13 protein-coding genes are annotated in these 12,823 nt (G+C 65.1%); 1 reads left to right on the forward strand and 12 read right to left on the reverse strand.

What is annotated here, in order from left to right; all coding sequences use genetic code 11:
* The 10 genes from rpsC to AAYO93_RS14820 all read right to left on the reverse strand — a co-directional run bounded on the left by rpsC (window position 1) and on the right by AAYO93_RS14820 (window position 8,561).
* Complete coding sequence (rpsC, locus tag AAYO93_RS14775) at window positions 1–768, reverse strand: 30S ribosomal protein S3 (RefSeq protein WP_345761922.1); 768 nt, start codon at window positions 766–768, stop codon at window positions 1–3.
* Window positions 768–1,178 (reverse strand): 50S ribosomal protein L22, encoded by a 411-nt coding sequence (gene rplV / locus AAYO93_RS14780; RefSeq protein ID WP_345761923.1) that lies wholly within the window; start codon window positions 1,176–1,178, stop codon window positions 768–770. The genes rpsC and rplV overlap by 1 nt, the downstream gene beginning before the upstream one ends.
* Before the next feature lie 24 nt (window positions 1,179–1,202).
* Complete coding sequence (gene rpsS, locus AAYO93_RS14785; RefSeq protein WP_163287602.1) at window positions 1,203–1,484, reverse strand: 30S ribosomal protein S19; 282 nt, start codon at window positions 1,482–1,484, stop codon at window positions 1,203–1,205.
* Window positions 1,485–1,496: 12 nt separating this feature from the next.
* On the reverse strand, window positions 1,497–2,336 hold the full coding sequence (gene rplB / locus AAYO93_RS14790; RefSeq protein ID WP_345761924.1) for a 50S ribosomal protein L2: 840 nt from the start codon (window positions 2,334–2,336) through the stop codon (window positions 1,497–1,499).
* 26 nt (window positions 2,337–2,362) lie between these two features.
* Entirely contained in the window at window positions 2,363–2,662 is a 300-nt protein-coding gene (rplW, locus tag AAYO93_RS14795; RefSeq protein WP_163287604.1) for a 50S ribosomal protein L23, read from the reverse strand.
* Window positions 2,659–3,345 (reverse strand): 50S ribosomal protein L4, encoded by a 687-nt coding sequence (gene rplD, locus AAYO93_RS14800; protein ID WP_345761925.1) that lies wholly within the window; start codon window positions 3,343–3,345, stop codon window positions 2,659–2,661. Before rplD ends, rplW begins: the two co-directional genes overlap by 4 nt.
* A gap of 4 nt (window positions 3,346–3,349) precedes the next feature.
* A complete protein-coding gene (gene rplC, locus AAYO93_RS14805; protein WP_345761926.1) occupies window positions 3,350–4,009 on the reverse strand; it encodes a 50S ribosomal protein L3 in 660 nt (219 codons plus the stop codon).
* Window positions 4,010–4,032: 23 nt separating this feature from the next.
* Window positions 4,033–4,341, reverse strand: a complete 309-nt coding sequence (gene rpsJ / locus AAYO93_RS14810; RefSeq protein WP_005050520.1) for a 30S ribosomal protein S10 — start codon at window positions 4,339–4,341, stop codon at window positions 4,033–4,035.
* 495 nt (window positions 4,342–4,836) lie between these two features.
* The gene (locus AAYO93_RS14815; protein WP_345761927.1) at window positions 4,837–5,832 is read right to left on the reverse strand and encodes a hypothetical protein; all 996 of its coding nucleotides are present in this window, start codon (window positions 5,830–5,832) and stop codon (window positions 4,837–4,839) included.
* A gap of 560 nt (window positions 5,833–6,392) precedes the next feature.
* Window positions 6,393–8,561, reverse strand: a complete 2,169-nt coding sequence (locus AAYO93_RS14820) for a DUF11 domain-containing protein (protein WP_345761928.1) — start codon at window positions 8,559–8,561, stop codon at window positions 6,393–6,395.
* Between AAYO93_RS14820 and AAYO93_RS14825 the strand changes: the two genes are divergently transcribed.
* Window positions 8,542–9,102 carry a hypothetical protein gene (locus AAYO93_RS14825; protein ID WP_345761929.1) on the forward strand — a complete coding sequence of 187 codons (561 nt, stop codon included), beginning with the start codon at window positions 8,542–8,544 and terminating at the stop codon, window positions 9,100–9,102. The genes AAYO93_RS14820 and AAYO93_RS14825 overlap by 20 nt on opposite strands.
* 220 nt (window positions 9,103–9,322) lie before the next feature.
* On the opposite strand, the gene tuf is transcribed toward AAYO93_RS14825, so the two are convergent.
* Both tuf and fusA read right to left on the reverse strand, forming a co-directional pair.
* Window positions 9,323–10,516: an elongation factor Tu gene (gene tuf / locus AAYO93_RS14830; RefSeq protein WP_345761930.1), complete on the reverse strand. Its 1,194-nt coding sequence runs from the start codon at window positions 10,514–10,516 to the stop codon at window positions 9,323–9,325.
* Between the two features lie 146 nt (window positions 10,517–10,662).
* A complete protein-coding gene (fusA, locus tag AAYO93_RS14835; protein ID WP_345761931.1) occupies window positions 10,663–12,777 on the reverse strand; it encodes an elongation factor G in 2,115 nt (704 codons plus the stop codon).
* Window positions 12,778–12,823 lie beyond the last annotated feature (46 nt).

Here is a 12,823-nt window from a genome sequence, read left to right on the forward strand (position 1 = left end):
TTATGCCTCAACTCCTGCTGCGACGGGCGCGGCCTCGGGCGCGTTGGTACGCGCGCCGCGACGCGGACGGTCGCTGTTCCGCTCGGGGCGGACCGACTTGGTGTTGGCCTGCTCGCGAGCGAGTTCCTTGTTCGTGATGTCGCCCTTGTAGATCCACACCTTCACGCCGATACGACCGAAGGTGGTCTTCGCCTCGTAGAAGCCGTAGTCGATGTTCGCGCGGAGCGTGTGCAGCGGCACGCGACCCTCGCGGTAGAACTCTGAGCGGCTCATCTCGGCGCCGCCGAGGCGGCCGGAGACCTGGATGCGGACACCCTTGGCGCCGGCACGCTGTGCACCCTGCAGGCCCTTGCGCATCGCGCGACGGAATGCCACACGTGCGGAGAGCTGCTCGGCGATGCCCTGGGCGACCAGCTGTGCGTCGGCCTCCGGGTTCTTCACCTCGAGGATGTTCAGCTGGATCTGCTTGCTCGTGAGCTTCTCGAGGTCGGCACGGATGCGCTCGGCCTCGGCGCCACGACGACCGATCACGATGCCCGGGCGGGCGGTGTGGATGTCGACGCGGACGCGGTCACGGGTGCGCTCGATCTCGATGCGCGAGACACCCGCGCGGTCGAGCGACGTCTGCAGCAGACGACGGATCTTGACGTCTTCAGCGACGAAGTCGCTGTAACGCTGACCCGGCTTGGTGCTGTCCGAGAACCAACGCGACACGTGGTCGGTGGTGATTCCCAGACGGAAGCCGTATGGATTGACTTTCTGACCCATTACTTGCTCGCCTTCTTCGCTGTGCTGGCGGTCTTGGCCGGCTTGGCGGCTTCAACCTCGTCCGGCGTCGCAAGGACGACCGTGATGTGGCTGGTGCGCTTGTTGATACGGAAGGCCCGGCCCTGAGCACGCGGCTGGAAGCGCTTGAGGGTCGTGCCCTCATCCACGAATGCGCGGCTCACGTACAGGTCCTGCTCGTCCAGGTAGGTGTTCGAAGCATCGGCCTTGACACGCGCGTTGGCGATCGCCGAGGCGACGAGCTTGTACACCGGCTCGCTCGCACCCTGGGGTGCGAACTTCAGGATGGCCAGGGCCTCCTGTGCCTGCTTGCCGCGGATCAGGTTGACGACGCGACGAGCCTTCTGGGGGGTCACGCGGATGTGACGCACGCGTGCGATCGACTCCACCATTTCTCTCCTCCTTTACGCCCCCGCTTAGCGGCGGCGACCCTTCTTGTCGTCCTTCACGTGTCCACGGAAGGTGCGGGTGGGTGCAAACTCGCCGAGCTTGTGCCCGACCATGGTCTCGGTGACGAACACCGGGATGTGCTTGCGACCGTCGTGCACCGCGATGGTGTGACCCAGCATGGCCGGGATGATCATCGAACGGCGCGACCAGGTCTTGATGACGTTCTTGCTGTTGGCTTCATTCGCCGAGACAACCTTGCGGAGCAGGTGGTCGTCAACGAAGGGGCCCTTCTTGAGACTGCGTGGCATCTTCTACAACTCCTACTTACGCTTCTTGCCGGCGGTACGGCGACGAACGATGAGCTTGTCGCTTTCCTTGTTGGGATGACGCGTGCGGCCTTCTTTCTGGCCCCACGGGCTGACCGGGTGACGTCCACCGGAGGTCTTGCCCTCACCACCACCGTGCGGGTGGTCGATCGGGTTCATTGCGACACCACGCACGGTCGGGCGGACGCCCTTCCAGCGCATACGGCCGGCCTTGCCCCAGTTGATGTTGGACTGCTCGGCGTTACCGACCTCGCCCACCGTGGCGCGGCAGCGCGCGTCGACGTTGCGGATCTCGCCCGAGGGGAGACGCAGCTGGGCGTAGGGGCCGTCCTTGGCGACGAGTCGGACCGAAACTCCGGCAGAACGGGCCATCTTGGCTCCGCCGCCCGGCTTCAGCTCGATCGCGTGGATGACGGTACCGGTCGGGATGTTACGCAGCGGCAGGTTGTTGCCCGGCTTGATGTCCGCGCCGGCACCCGACTCGACGATGTCACCCTGCGACAGCTTGTTCGGCGCCAGAATGTAGCGCTTCGTGCCGTCGACGTAGTGCAGGAGCGCGATGCGCGCCGTGCGGTTGGGGTCGTACTCGATGTGGGCGACCTTGGCGTTGACGCCATCCTTGTCGTTGCGACGGAAGTCGATCACGCGGTACTGGCGCTTGTGGCCACCACCGATGTGACGGGTCGTGATGCGACCCTGGTTGTTGCGGCCGCCGGTCTTGGAGAGCGGACGGAGCAGCGACTTCTCAGGAGTCGAGCGCGTGATCTCCGCGAAGTCCGCGACGCTCGATCCACGACGACCAGGGGTCGTGGGCTTGTACTTACGAATAGCCATTGTCTGTTTTCCTCTAGATCCCGGCCTTAGCCAACTGCCGTGAAGATGTCGATGGAACCGGACTTCAGCGTGACGATCGCACGCTTCGTGTCCTTGCGCTTACCGAGTCCGAACTTGGTGCGGCGCGTCTTGCCCGTACGGTTCAGGGTGTTGATCGAAGCGACCTCGACCTTGAAGATCTTCTCGATGGCGAGCTTGATCTCGGTCTTGTTCGAGCGGGGGTCGACGATGAAGGTGTATTTGCCTTCGTCGATCAGGCCGTAGCTCTTCTCGGATACGACCGGGGCGATGATGATGTCGCGCGGGTCCTTGTTGATAGCGGTCATGCGCTGACCTCCTCAGCTTCCTTCTGGCTGGCGACGGCCTTGACCGACTTGCCCTTGGCGGGCCCGGCGACGAACGAGTCGAATGCGCCCTTGGTGAAGACGATGTCGTCGGAGACGAGCACGTCGTAGGCGTTCAGCTGGTCGTAGGGCAGAACGTGAACGGTCGGGATGTTGCGGACGCTCTTGAGGCTGACCTCGTCGTTGCGCTCGAGAACCACCAGGACGTGCTTCGATGACGCGATGCCCGAGAGCAGCTCGACGACAGCCTTGGTCGAGGGAGCCTCGCCCAGGGCGAGCGACTCGACGACGTGCAGGCGGTCACCGCGAGCGCGGTCGGAGAGTGCCCCGAGGAGCGCCGCGGCGATCATCTTCTTGGGGGTGCGCTGAGCGTAGCTGCGCGGCGTCGGTCCGTGGACGATGCCACCACCGGTCATCTGAGGGGCGCGGATCGAGCCCTGACGAGCGCGACCGGTTCCCTTCTGCTTGAACGGCTTGCGGCCTGCGCCGGAAACCTCGCCACGACCCTTGGTCTTGTGCGTGCCCTGGCGCGCTGCTGCGAGCTGGGCGACGACGACCTGGTGGATCAGCGGGATGTTGGTCTGGACGTCGAACAGGTCGGCGGGCAGCTCCACGGAGCCGGCCTTCTTACCCTTCACGTCGACGACGTCAATCGAGGTAGCCATACGACTAGGCCCCCTTCACTGCGTTGCGAACGAATACGATGCGGCCGCGCGCGCCGGGAACGGCGCCCTTGACCAGCAGCAGGCCCTTCTCGGCGTCGACGGCCTGGACCTTGAGGTTCAGGACGGTCACGCGCTCGCCACCCATGCGACCGGCCATGCGCATGCCCTTGAAGACACGGCTCGGGGTCGAGGAGGCGCCGATGGAACCCGGCTTGCGGTGGTTGCGGTGCGAACCGTGCGAAGACGAGACACCCTTGAAGTTGTGGCGCTTCATGACACCCGCGAAGCCCTTGCCCTTCGAGGTTCCCACGACGTCGACCAGCTGGCCGGCCTCGAAGGTGCCCTCGACGGTGAGCTCCTGGCCGGCGCTGAAGTCAGCGGCATCGGCGGTGCGGACTTCGGTGAGGTGACGACGGGGCGTGACGCCTGCCTTGTCGAAGTGGCCGGTGGCCGGCTTGTTCACCTTGCGCGGATCGATCTGGCCGTACGCGATCTGCACGGCGTTGTAGCCGTCGACCTCGGGCGTACGGATCTGCGTCACGACGTTGGGCGTGATCTCGATGACGGTGACGGGGATGAGCTTGTTGTTCTCGTCCCACACCTGGGTCATGCCGAGCTTCTTGCCCAGCAGTCCCTTCACGGTCTTGGTCTCAGTGTTAGACATGGATTTCTTCGTCCCTATCCAGCTCAGAGCTTGATCTCGATGTTGACGTCCGCCGGCAGGTCGAGACGCATGAGCGAGTCGACGGCCTTGGGCGTCGGGTCGATGATGTCGATCAGACGCTTGTGGGTGCGCATTTCGAAGTGCTCCCGGCTGTCCTTGTACTTGTGGGGAGAACGGATGACACACACCACGTTCTTCTCGGTCGGAAGCGGCACGGGGCCGACGACGGTCGCGCCCGCACGGGTCACGGTGTCGACGATCTTGCGCGCCGAGGTGTCGATGACCTCGTGGTCATACGACTTAAGTCGAATGCGGATCTTCTGTCCCGCCATGTCTGACTCACTCTCTTTCAAGGCGTCTTACGACCTTTCGGTCGCATTGGACGCGGTTGCGTACGAAAACGCTGGGCACTACTGCTGCGGCACCACTGTTCTTCTGTCAATTCCCCCGGGGCGGCGTGGAACCTTGCGGTTTCGCGTCTCTCCGGGAGACCGACCTCCACGCTCGGGCATCTCGCCGAACCGAAGACATGGATCATCCATGTTTTCGTTGGAGGTCGATTAAGCTTTGTCCTGCTGCCCGCGGCCTAACCTTCTCCCGCCGATCGAATGAACGACCTTGCGAGGGGCTATGCACTGCCTGGCAGTGATCCGTTCGGGGCACACATTGGCACACCCGTCACGAAATGTTGAACTAGACGAGTTTGCCACAGTATCGCCCTGCTTGCAACCCGGGCGTGTCGCGCCCGGCGTGTCGCTCCGCGCATCCCGCTTTTGCGTGCTTCTGCGGCTCTTCGACACGTCTGCACCCCGCTCGAACAGCAGCAATCACGCCGAACTGCCGCCGATGCTCCACGGGATGCGTGCAACCATCGGGAGGGCCGCGGCGGCGAGCCGGGAGCGCAGCGCACGCGCATCCACAGCAGTCTCCCAGCGCCACCGGATGACGCGCAGGCCGAGCGCGCGAAGCCGGTCTTCGCGGATCTTCTCATCGAGCACGACCTGTTCGGCGGAGCGGCCGGACCGGAACTTCCGATCGAGATACTTCAGATCGCCGTCCGCCTCACCCACGACCCCGAACACCGGCCAGGAGAAGTCAACGATCCCGATGAGCCCGTCGCCATCGGAGAAGGGCACCTGAAGTTCCGGCTGTGGGCATCCGATCGCGTGCATGTTCGCACGACTGACGGATTCGAGCGGCGAGCCGGACAGCTCATCCGCGAAATCGATGACCTCTCGCGCACGTCGATGACCGCGGATGGGGAGACCCCTCTCCCAGGCGGCAAGCAGCTCGTCCCGGGCCGTCGCCGTCCCCGGACTCCCCCCGTGCCCCGCGCCGTCGGTACGGAGGACGTGGTCGACGACAGCGACTGCTGCCGGGGTCGGTGCTGTGGCCGCGAGATCGACGGCCGTCCGCAAGAGGGAGGTGACCCGCATGTCCTCTGACGCGATCACGTCCTCGGAAGGCACCTCGAGCGAATGGGCCACGACCCCACTCGACGACCGGCCCCCAGTGGTGCGCCCGACGACGAGGTGGAGATGGCCGCCGTGGGCGCCGACCATCGGCAGCCCGTGCCAGGCGGCCGCCGACCAGTGCGAGAACGTCGGCGGCTGCCTTCGCGTGCGTGAGAAGGCGAGCATCCGGACGACGTGCTGGGACCGGCGATCGAGGGCGTCCCAGCGATCACTCGGGAGGTACGCGCCGCGGCCCACCCGTACCTCGACACCCGCGCGCGCCGCTCTCGCGTGCCGTTGCCGGGTGTCGGAGCGGGTCCGGAGGTCGCGCACGAGAACAAGGTCGCCCACGCTGTCGTCTATGGTCATCTGTCCACAGTGACCGGATACCTGTGCCCGTCGCGCCCAGCCACCGCATCCTGTGGAGGGCCCGCCGCAGCAGCATCCTGTGCACGAGAGGTGTGTGCGGTGCTGCGTAACGTCTGCGGCCGCGCGCGCAGCAGGCAGACGTAACAAATGGGGGCAGTCGCTGGATGCGGGGCGCGGCAATCGCGCAGCGGCGGCGAACGGCGCGCCGGGCACGGAGAACGGGGCCGGGCTCAGTGCCCGACCCCGTCAGCTCCAGCGACCCCTCGCGTGGCCGCGAGCATTTGAATGGTTGCCGACAGACTCACGAACCTTCGTGTGCGCAATCGAACAAGGGTCTTCGAACAGTTGCCGAGAGACCTGGTTTCAAGCGCCTGACGCGGCGTCGAGAGATTTACCGCTCGTACTCTCCGCGTTCTCGCTCATGAAGTCCTTGGCCTGGTTTGCGAGGTTATGGATACCCATACGCACTCCTCTCGTCGGCGGTACCGTTCGAATGAGACGGTCCTTTCAGTGTGACCCCATCGACCCTCCTGGTAAAGGCTTCCGACGAAGTCTCAGGTTCACTCTGCGCGTCCGGGACGGCGACGGCGCACCAGCATCAGCATCGCAGCGCCGAGGCTGAGCAGCAGTCCTCCGGTGATCAGCGGGCCTGTGATGTCCGTTCCGGTCGAGGCGAGCTCGTTGCCGGCCGTCGAGGTCGGAGGCGTCGGGTTCGTCGGAGTGCAGTGCGTCGAGGGCGGCGGGTACGCGACCGTGGATGCCGTGGTCGGGTTGATCCTCACTTCGACGACCGCGTCGTTCCGGATGTCGTAGAACGGGGCAGCAGGGTCGAGGACCCAGGTTCCGTCAGGAAGCTGCCGCCATCCCGGCCACGCGTTCCCGCGTCCCGATGCGTCCACGCCGGCCCCCGGCCACAGCTGCGTTCCCGAGATCGTCTGGCCGTTCACCCAGCCTGCGGGAACGGGGATGTAGTCGACCTGGGACGCCCCGTCGGCGAGCAGCGCCGCCTGGTCGGCCGCCGGGATGGACGGATCACGACCCGCGTACGCTGACGGGGTCCACCAGATCAGTGCGATCGTCGGCGTCGCGCTCACGTGGTTCGGAGTGACCGAATACGAGACGAGCGGCGCGTCGTTCACGCAGAGGGACTGGACGTTGACCGCGATGGACTTCACGTGTGTCTTGTCCGTGGAGCAGTTGTTCGTCGAGTCGGAGTCGTGCTCGGTTCCAGTGACGCACGTCGAGTTCACGATGTCAGGGAACGGCACGGTCGGACCCGAGCGATCGAGCGTGCCGACCGTCGCCTGGAACGTGATCACCGCGGTGGTTCCCGAGGGGAACGTCGCTGGATGGTGCGCCGTCACGACACCGTTGGTGACGTCGACCGTCCAGCCGGCGGGCATGACCGCCGAACCGGAGACGTAGGTCAGTCCAGTAGGGATGGTGTCAGTGACGACGACGCCTGTTGCAGCATCCGGACCCGCGTTGTGCACGGTGAGGGTGTACGTGATGATCTCGCCTTTGCCGGAGTCGACGACTCCGCCTTGATCAGTGGTGTGCGTCTTGACGATGCTCAGGTCGATTTCCGGCACGTGGTGCGTGGTCGTGCACGATGCGCTGTTCTCGCCGTCCGGATAGGGGCAGCTTCCTCCGCTGCCCGGGATGGCGACGTTGTCGATCGAGACATTGGCCGCATCCGCATCCACCTTCACGGTGAAGGTGACGGATGCTGACGCCCCCGGCGCGAGCGTCGGGATGGTCCAGGTCAGCGACGTTCCGGATGCGGTGAGCACGAGGCCGGCAGGTAGCGCTCCGGTGAGCGCTGCGTGGGTCAGCACGTTCGTGAGGTCGTCACTCGCGGTAGCTCCCGCGACCGTCGCGGCGGAGTCGTTCGTCGCGGTGAGGGTGTACGCGATCGTCTGGCCGGGCTCGACCACCGATCCGCTCGCCGGGTCCGACGTCTTGACGAGGATCCAGTGCGGGACGGCACGACTCTGGTTCACCTTCAGCGTCGTCGTGCACGTCGGCGGCGTTCCGCCCGACCCCGTGTTGCCGTAGGAGTCGTACGGGCAGGTGCCGCCGGGTCCCGGCTTGACCACATTCGTCAGCGTCAGGCCGGCCGAGCTCGCGCCCACGACGACGGAGTAGGTCACGGTGGCCGTGGCTCCCGGCGCCAGGTCGGGGATGGTCCACGTCAGCTTCTGCGTGCCTGAATCGAACGTGACGCCCGCCGGAAGCGGAGTCACCAGAGACGCAGCGCCCAGCACGCCCGAGAGGCTGTCGACCGCTGTGCCACCGGTGAGGGTCGCCTGCGAGTCGTTGTGCGCGGACAGGGTGTAGTTGACCGTCTGGCCCGGGTCAACCGTCGATCCGCTCGCAGGGTCAGAAGACTTCTGCAGGGTGAAGTGCGGCGTGAAGTTGTCCGTCGTGCACGTAGAGACGCAGGTTCCGCCAGAGGGTACGACGAGGACGTTGTGGATGTCCACGTTGAAGGCGTTCTTGTCGACGATCAGTGAGTACTTGAGCGTCTGCGGGCCGCTGAACGAGGTCAAGGTCCAGATCAGATCGGTGCTCTGGAACGCGGCCGTGCCGGAGGATGCATCGAGCGTGCCCGTGAAGGCAGCGTTGGTGAACGCCTTGTTCAGGTGGTCGGTGATCGTGAGCGACGCCGGCAGGGTTCCGCCGGTGTTGGTGACCGTGATCACATAGTTGATCTTCTGGCCCGGCATCACAGCCGACCCGGTCGGCGGGTCACTGGTCTTCGATACGTCCCAGGTCGGCGGGGTCGCCGGCACTGACGAGGTGGTCAGGGCGGCGCGAGCCGCGGGTGCCGGTGGCGTCACCGGCGGAGCAGGCGGCGTTGGCGGCGTGGACGAATCGGTCGAGGTCTGCGGCGCGGGGCTCGGGCTCGGCGGCGTGGGCGCGGTGTCGGTGGCAGGCGGCGTCGGTGCGGGCGGCGTCACGGCCGGCGGATCCGCGGGCGGCGTCGGATCAGCGGGCGCGGGTGCGGGCGGTGTGCTGGAATCCGTCGGCGGCGTGCCGGAGTCGGTGGGCGGCGTCGCTGCCGGCGCACTCGTCGCGGCAGGGTCCGTGGCTGGCGCTGCGTCCTCTGCGTTGGCCGGCGAGGAGACCCCGGCGAACACGAGTGCGACGACGACGAGCGGGACGCCGAGACGGGCGGTCCAGGATGTGAACGGACTGGTGCCGGCGAACAGCCGGCTACGAGCACGCTTGTTCGACGATTCTGATGGCGCGGTTGTATTGCGCTGACTTCGCATGGTCGAGACCCCCTTGGCGGTACGCGAACGTCATACCCCAAAATGTTGAGGTTTTTTCAGTTTACGCCTCGTTTTCGCGAATGTCGCACTTTATTGAGAGTATTTCATCTTTCTGTCCAGTCCCAGTCTGAGTGATCCCCAACCGGGTGGCGCCGGGACACGAAAGAGGGGCCGAGCCTTTCGGCTCGACCCCTCCGGATCAGTAAGCGGACTTACTTGACGATCTTCGTAACCGTGCCGGCGCCGACCGTGCGGCCACCCTCGCGGATCGCGAAGCCGAGACCCTCTTCGAGGGCGATCGGCTGGATGAGCGCCACAGTCATGTCCGTGGTGTCGCCGGGCATGACCATCTCGGTGCCCTCAGGCAGGGTGATGACGCCGGTGACGTCCGTGGTACGGAAGTAGAACTGCGGACGGTAGTTCGCGTAGAACGGGTTGTGACGGCCACCCTCATCCTTGGACAGGATGTAGGCGGTGCCCTCGAAGTCGGTGTGCGGCGTGACCGAACCCGGCTTCACGACAACCTGGCCGCGCTCGACGTCTTCGCGCTTGGTGCCACGAAGGAGCAGACCACAGTTCTCGCCGGCCCATGCCTCGTCGAGCTGCTTGTGGAACATCTCGATACCCGTGACCGTGGTCTTCTGCGTCGGGCGGATGCCGACGATCTCGACCTCGGAGTTGATGGCGAGGGTTCCACGCTCGGCGCGGCCCGTGACGACGGTTCCACGACCGGTGATCGTGAAGACGTCTTCGATCGGCATGAGGAACGGCTTGTCCTTGTCGCGGATCGGGTCCGGGATGGACTCGTCGACGGCCGCCATGAGGTCGAGGATGCTCTGCGTCCACTTCTCGTCGCCCTCGAGAGCCTTGAGGCCCGAGACGCGCACGACAGGAGCGTTGTCGCCATCGAAGTTCTGGCTGGAGAGCAGCTCGCGGACCTCGAGCTCGACGAGCTCCAGGATCTCCTCGTCGTCGACCATGTCGGCCTTGTTCAGCGCGACGAGCAGGTAGGGAACGCCGACCTGCTTGGCGAGCAGAACGTGCTCACGGGTCTGTGCCATCGGGCCGTCGGTGGCGGCGACCACGAGGATCGCGCCGTCCATCTGAGCGGCACCGGTGATCATGTTCTTGATGTAGTCGGCGTGCCCAGGGGCGTCAACGTGCGCGTAGTGGCGCTTCGGGGTCTCGTACTCGACGTGCGAGATGTTGATCGTGATACCGCGCTGGCGCTCTTCGGGAGCCGAGTCGATCGACGCGAAGTCGCGCTGCACGTTGGTCGCCGACGGGTACTTGTCAGCAAGCACCTTCGAGATTGCCGCGGTGAGCGTGGTCTTGCCGTGGTCGACGTGACCGATCGTTCCGATGTTGACGTGCGGCTTGGTCCGCTCGAACTTGGCCTTAGCCACTGGGTCCTCCTCAGGACTCTCATGTAGAAACCCCGGTCGACGGTTTTCGACCGGATGCTCTACGGGATTGTTTACCTATGTTACTTGGTTGGTTTGAGGTTTCGGTACGCGGGACGAACCCGCGCACCGGGCCTCAGGTCGGCGAGTTACTCGCCCTTGTTCTTCTGGACGATCTCGTCGGCGACAGCCTTCGGGACCTCCGCGTAGCTCTCGAACGTCATCGAGTACACCGCGCGTCCCGAGGTCTTGGACCTCAGGTCGCCGATGTAGCCGAACATCTCCGACAGCGGGACGTGAGCGCGGATCACCTTGACACCGCTCGCATCCTCCATGGACTGGATCTGACCGCGACGCGAGTTCAGGTCGCCGATGACATCACCCATGTATTCCTCAGGGGTGCGGACTTCGACAGCCATGAGCGGCTCGAGCAGAACCGGGTTCGCCTTGCGAGCGGCTTCTTTGAAGCCCATCGATCCAGCGATCTTGAACGCCATCTCCGAGGAGTCGACGTCGTGCGAGGCGCCATCGAGCAGTGAAGCCCGGACACCCACCATCGGGTAGCCCGCAAGCACACCGACCTGCAGAGCATCCTGGATACCGGCGTCGACCGAAGGGATGTACTCCCTGGGGATACGGCCACCGGTGACCTTGTTGACGAACTCGTAGCTCTTGTCCGGCGTGATCTCGAGGGGCTCGATCGCGATCTGGATCTTCGCGAACTGGCCGGAACCACCGGTCTGCTTCTTGTGCGTGTAGTCGTGACGTTCGACGGCGCGCTTGATGGTCTCGCGGTACGCGACCTGCGGCTTGCCGACATTCGCCTCGACGTTGAACTCGCGCTTCATGCGGTCGACGAGGATGTCGAGGTGGAGCTCGCCCATTCCCTTGATGACCGTCTGGCCGGTCTCCTGGTTCTGCTCGGTGCGGAACGTCGGGTCCTCTTCGGCCAGCTTCTGGATCGCGACGCCCAGCTTCTCCTGGTCGGCCTTCGTCTTCGGCTCGATCGCGACCTCGATCACGGGCTCCGGGAAGGTCATCGACTCGAGTACGACCTGGTTGTTCGGGTCGCACAGAGTGTCACCCGTGGTCGTGTCCTTCAGGCCGATGACGGCGTAGATGTGACCGGCGGTCACGGACTCGACGGGGTTCTCCTTGTTGGCGTGCATCTGGAAGATCTTGCCGATGCGCTCCTTCTTGCCCTTGGTCGAGTTGATGACCTGGGCACCCGAGTCGATGTGACCCGAGTAGACGCGCACGTAGGTGAGGCGACCGAAGAACGGGTGCACAGCGACCTTGAACGCGAGGGCCGCGAACGGCTCGGTGGCGTCGGCGTGACGGAGGATGATCTTCTCCTCGTCGCGAACGTCGTGCGCCTCGATGGCGGGGACGTCGAGCGGCGACGGCAGGTAGTCGATGACCGCGTCGAGCATCGGCTGGACGCCGCGGTTCTTGAACGCGGAACCGCAGAGCACCGGGTAGAGCTCGCTGTTGACGGTCAGCTTGCGGATCGCACCCTTGATCTCGGCGACCGTGAGCTCCTCGCCCGAGAAGTACTTCTCGAGAAGCACGTCGTCGGACTCGGCGACCGTCTCGAGCAGCTTGTGGCGGTACTCCTCAGCCTTTTCGAGCATGTCGGCGGGGATCTCTTCGATGGCGTACTTGGCGCCCATCTCGACGTCACCCTTCGAGTCGCCGCGCCACGTGAGCGCGCGCATCTCGACCAGGTCGACGACACCCTCGAACGACGACTCGGCGCCGATCGGGAGCTGGATGACGAGCGGCTTCGCGCCCAGGCGGTTGACGATCGTGTCGACGGTGAAGTAGAAGTCGGCGCCCAGCTTGTCCATCTTGTTGACGAAGCAGATGCGGGGAACGTCGTACTTGTCGGCCTGGCGCCAGACGGTCTCGGACTGGGGCTCGACGCCCTCCTTGCCGTCGAAGACGGCGACGGCACCGTCGAGCACGCGGAGCGAACGCTCCACCTCGACCGTGAAGTCGACGTGACCCGGGGTGTCGATGATGTTGATCTGGTTCTTGTTCCAGAAGCAGGTCGTCGCGGCAGACGTGATCGTGATGCCGCGCTCCTGCTCCTGCGCCATCCAGTCCATGGTCGCAGCGCCGTCGTGGACCTCACCGATCTTGTGGGTGATACCCGTGTAGAACAGGATGCGCTCTGTCGTGGTGGTCTTGCCGGCATCGATGTGCGCCATGATGCCGATGTTGCGGACCTTGTTCAGGTCGGTGAGCACGTCCTGTGCCACAGGTTTCCTCCGAAATATAGATGTTGGTACATGGCCGGCCGGATGG

The sequence above is a fragment of the Diaminobutyricibacter sp. McL0608 genome (genome assembly GCF_039613825.1).
In the GTDB taxonomy this organism is placed as follows: Bacteria; Actinomycetota; Actinomycetes; order Actinomycetales; family Microbacteriaceae; genus Diaminobutyricibacter.

Bases quoted from the DNA above. Each gene is read 5' to 3' on its own strand.
- rpsC (WP_345761922.1), bottom strand. From the start codon at position 768: ATGGGTCAGAAAGTCAATCCATACGGCTTCCGTCTGGGAATCACCACC.
- rplV (WP_345761923.1), bottom strand. From the start codon at position 1,178: ATGGTGGAGTCGATCGCACGCGTGCGTCACATCCGCGTGACCCCCCAG.
- rpsS (WP_163287602.1), bottom strand. From the start codon at position 1,484: ATGCCACGCAGTCTCAAGAAGGGCCCCTTCGTTGACGACCACCTGCTC.
- rplB (WP_345761924.1), bottom strand. From the start codon at position 2,336: ATGGCTATTCGTAAGTACAAGCCCACGACCCCTGGTCGTCGTGGATCG.
- rplW (WP_163287604.1), bottom strand. From the start codon at position 2,662: ATGACCGCTATCAACAAGGACCCGCGCGACATCATCATCGCCCCGGTC.
- rplD (WP_345761925.1), bottom strand. From the start codon at position 3,345: ATGGCTACCTCGATTGACGTCGTCGACGTGAAGGGTAAGAAGGCCGGC.
- rplC (WP_345761926.1), bottom strand. From the start codon at position 4,009: ATGTCTAACACTGAGACCAAGACCGTGAAGGGACTGCTGGGCAAGAAG.
- rpsJ (WP_005050520.1), bottom strand. From the start codon at position 4,341: ATGGCGGGACAGAAGATCCGCATTCGACTTAAGTCGTATGACCACGAG.
- AAYO93_RS14815 (WP_345761927.1), bottom strand. From the start codon at position 5,832: ATGACCATAGACGACAGCGTGGGCGACCTTGTTCTCGTGCGCGACCTC.
- AAYO93_RS14820 (WP_345761928.1), bottom strand. From the start codon at position 8,561: ATGCCGGGCCAGAAGATCAACTATGTGATCACGGTCACCAACACCGGC.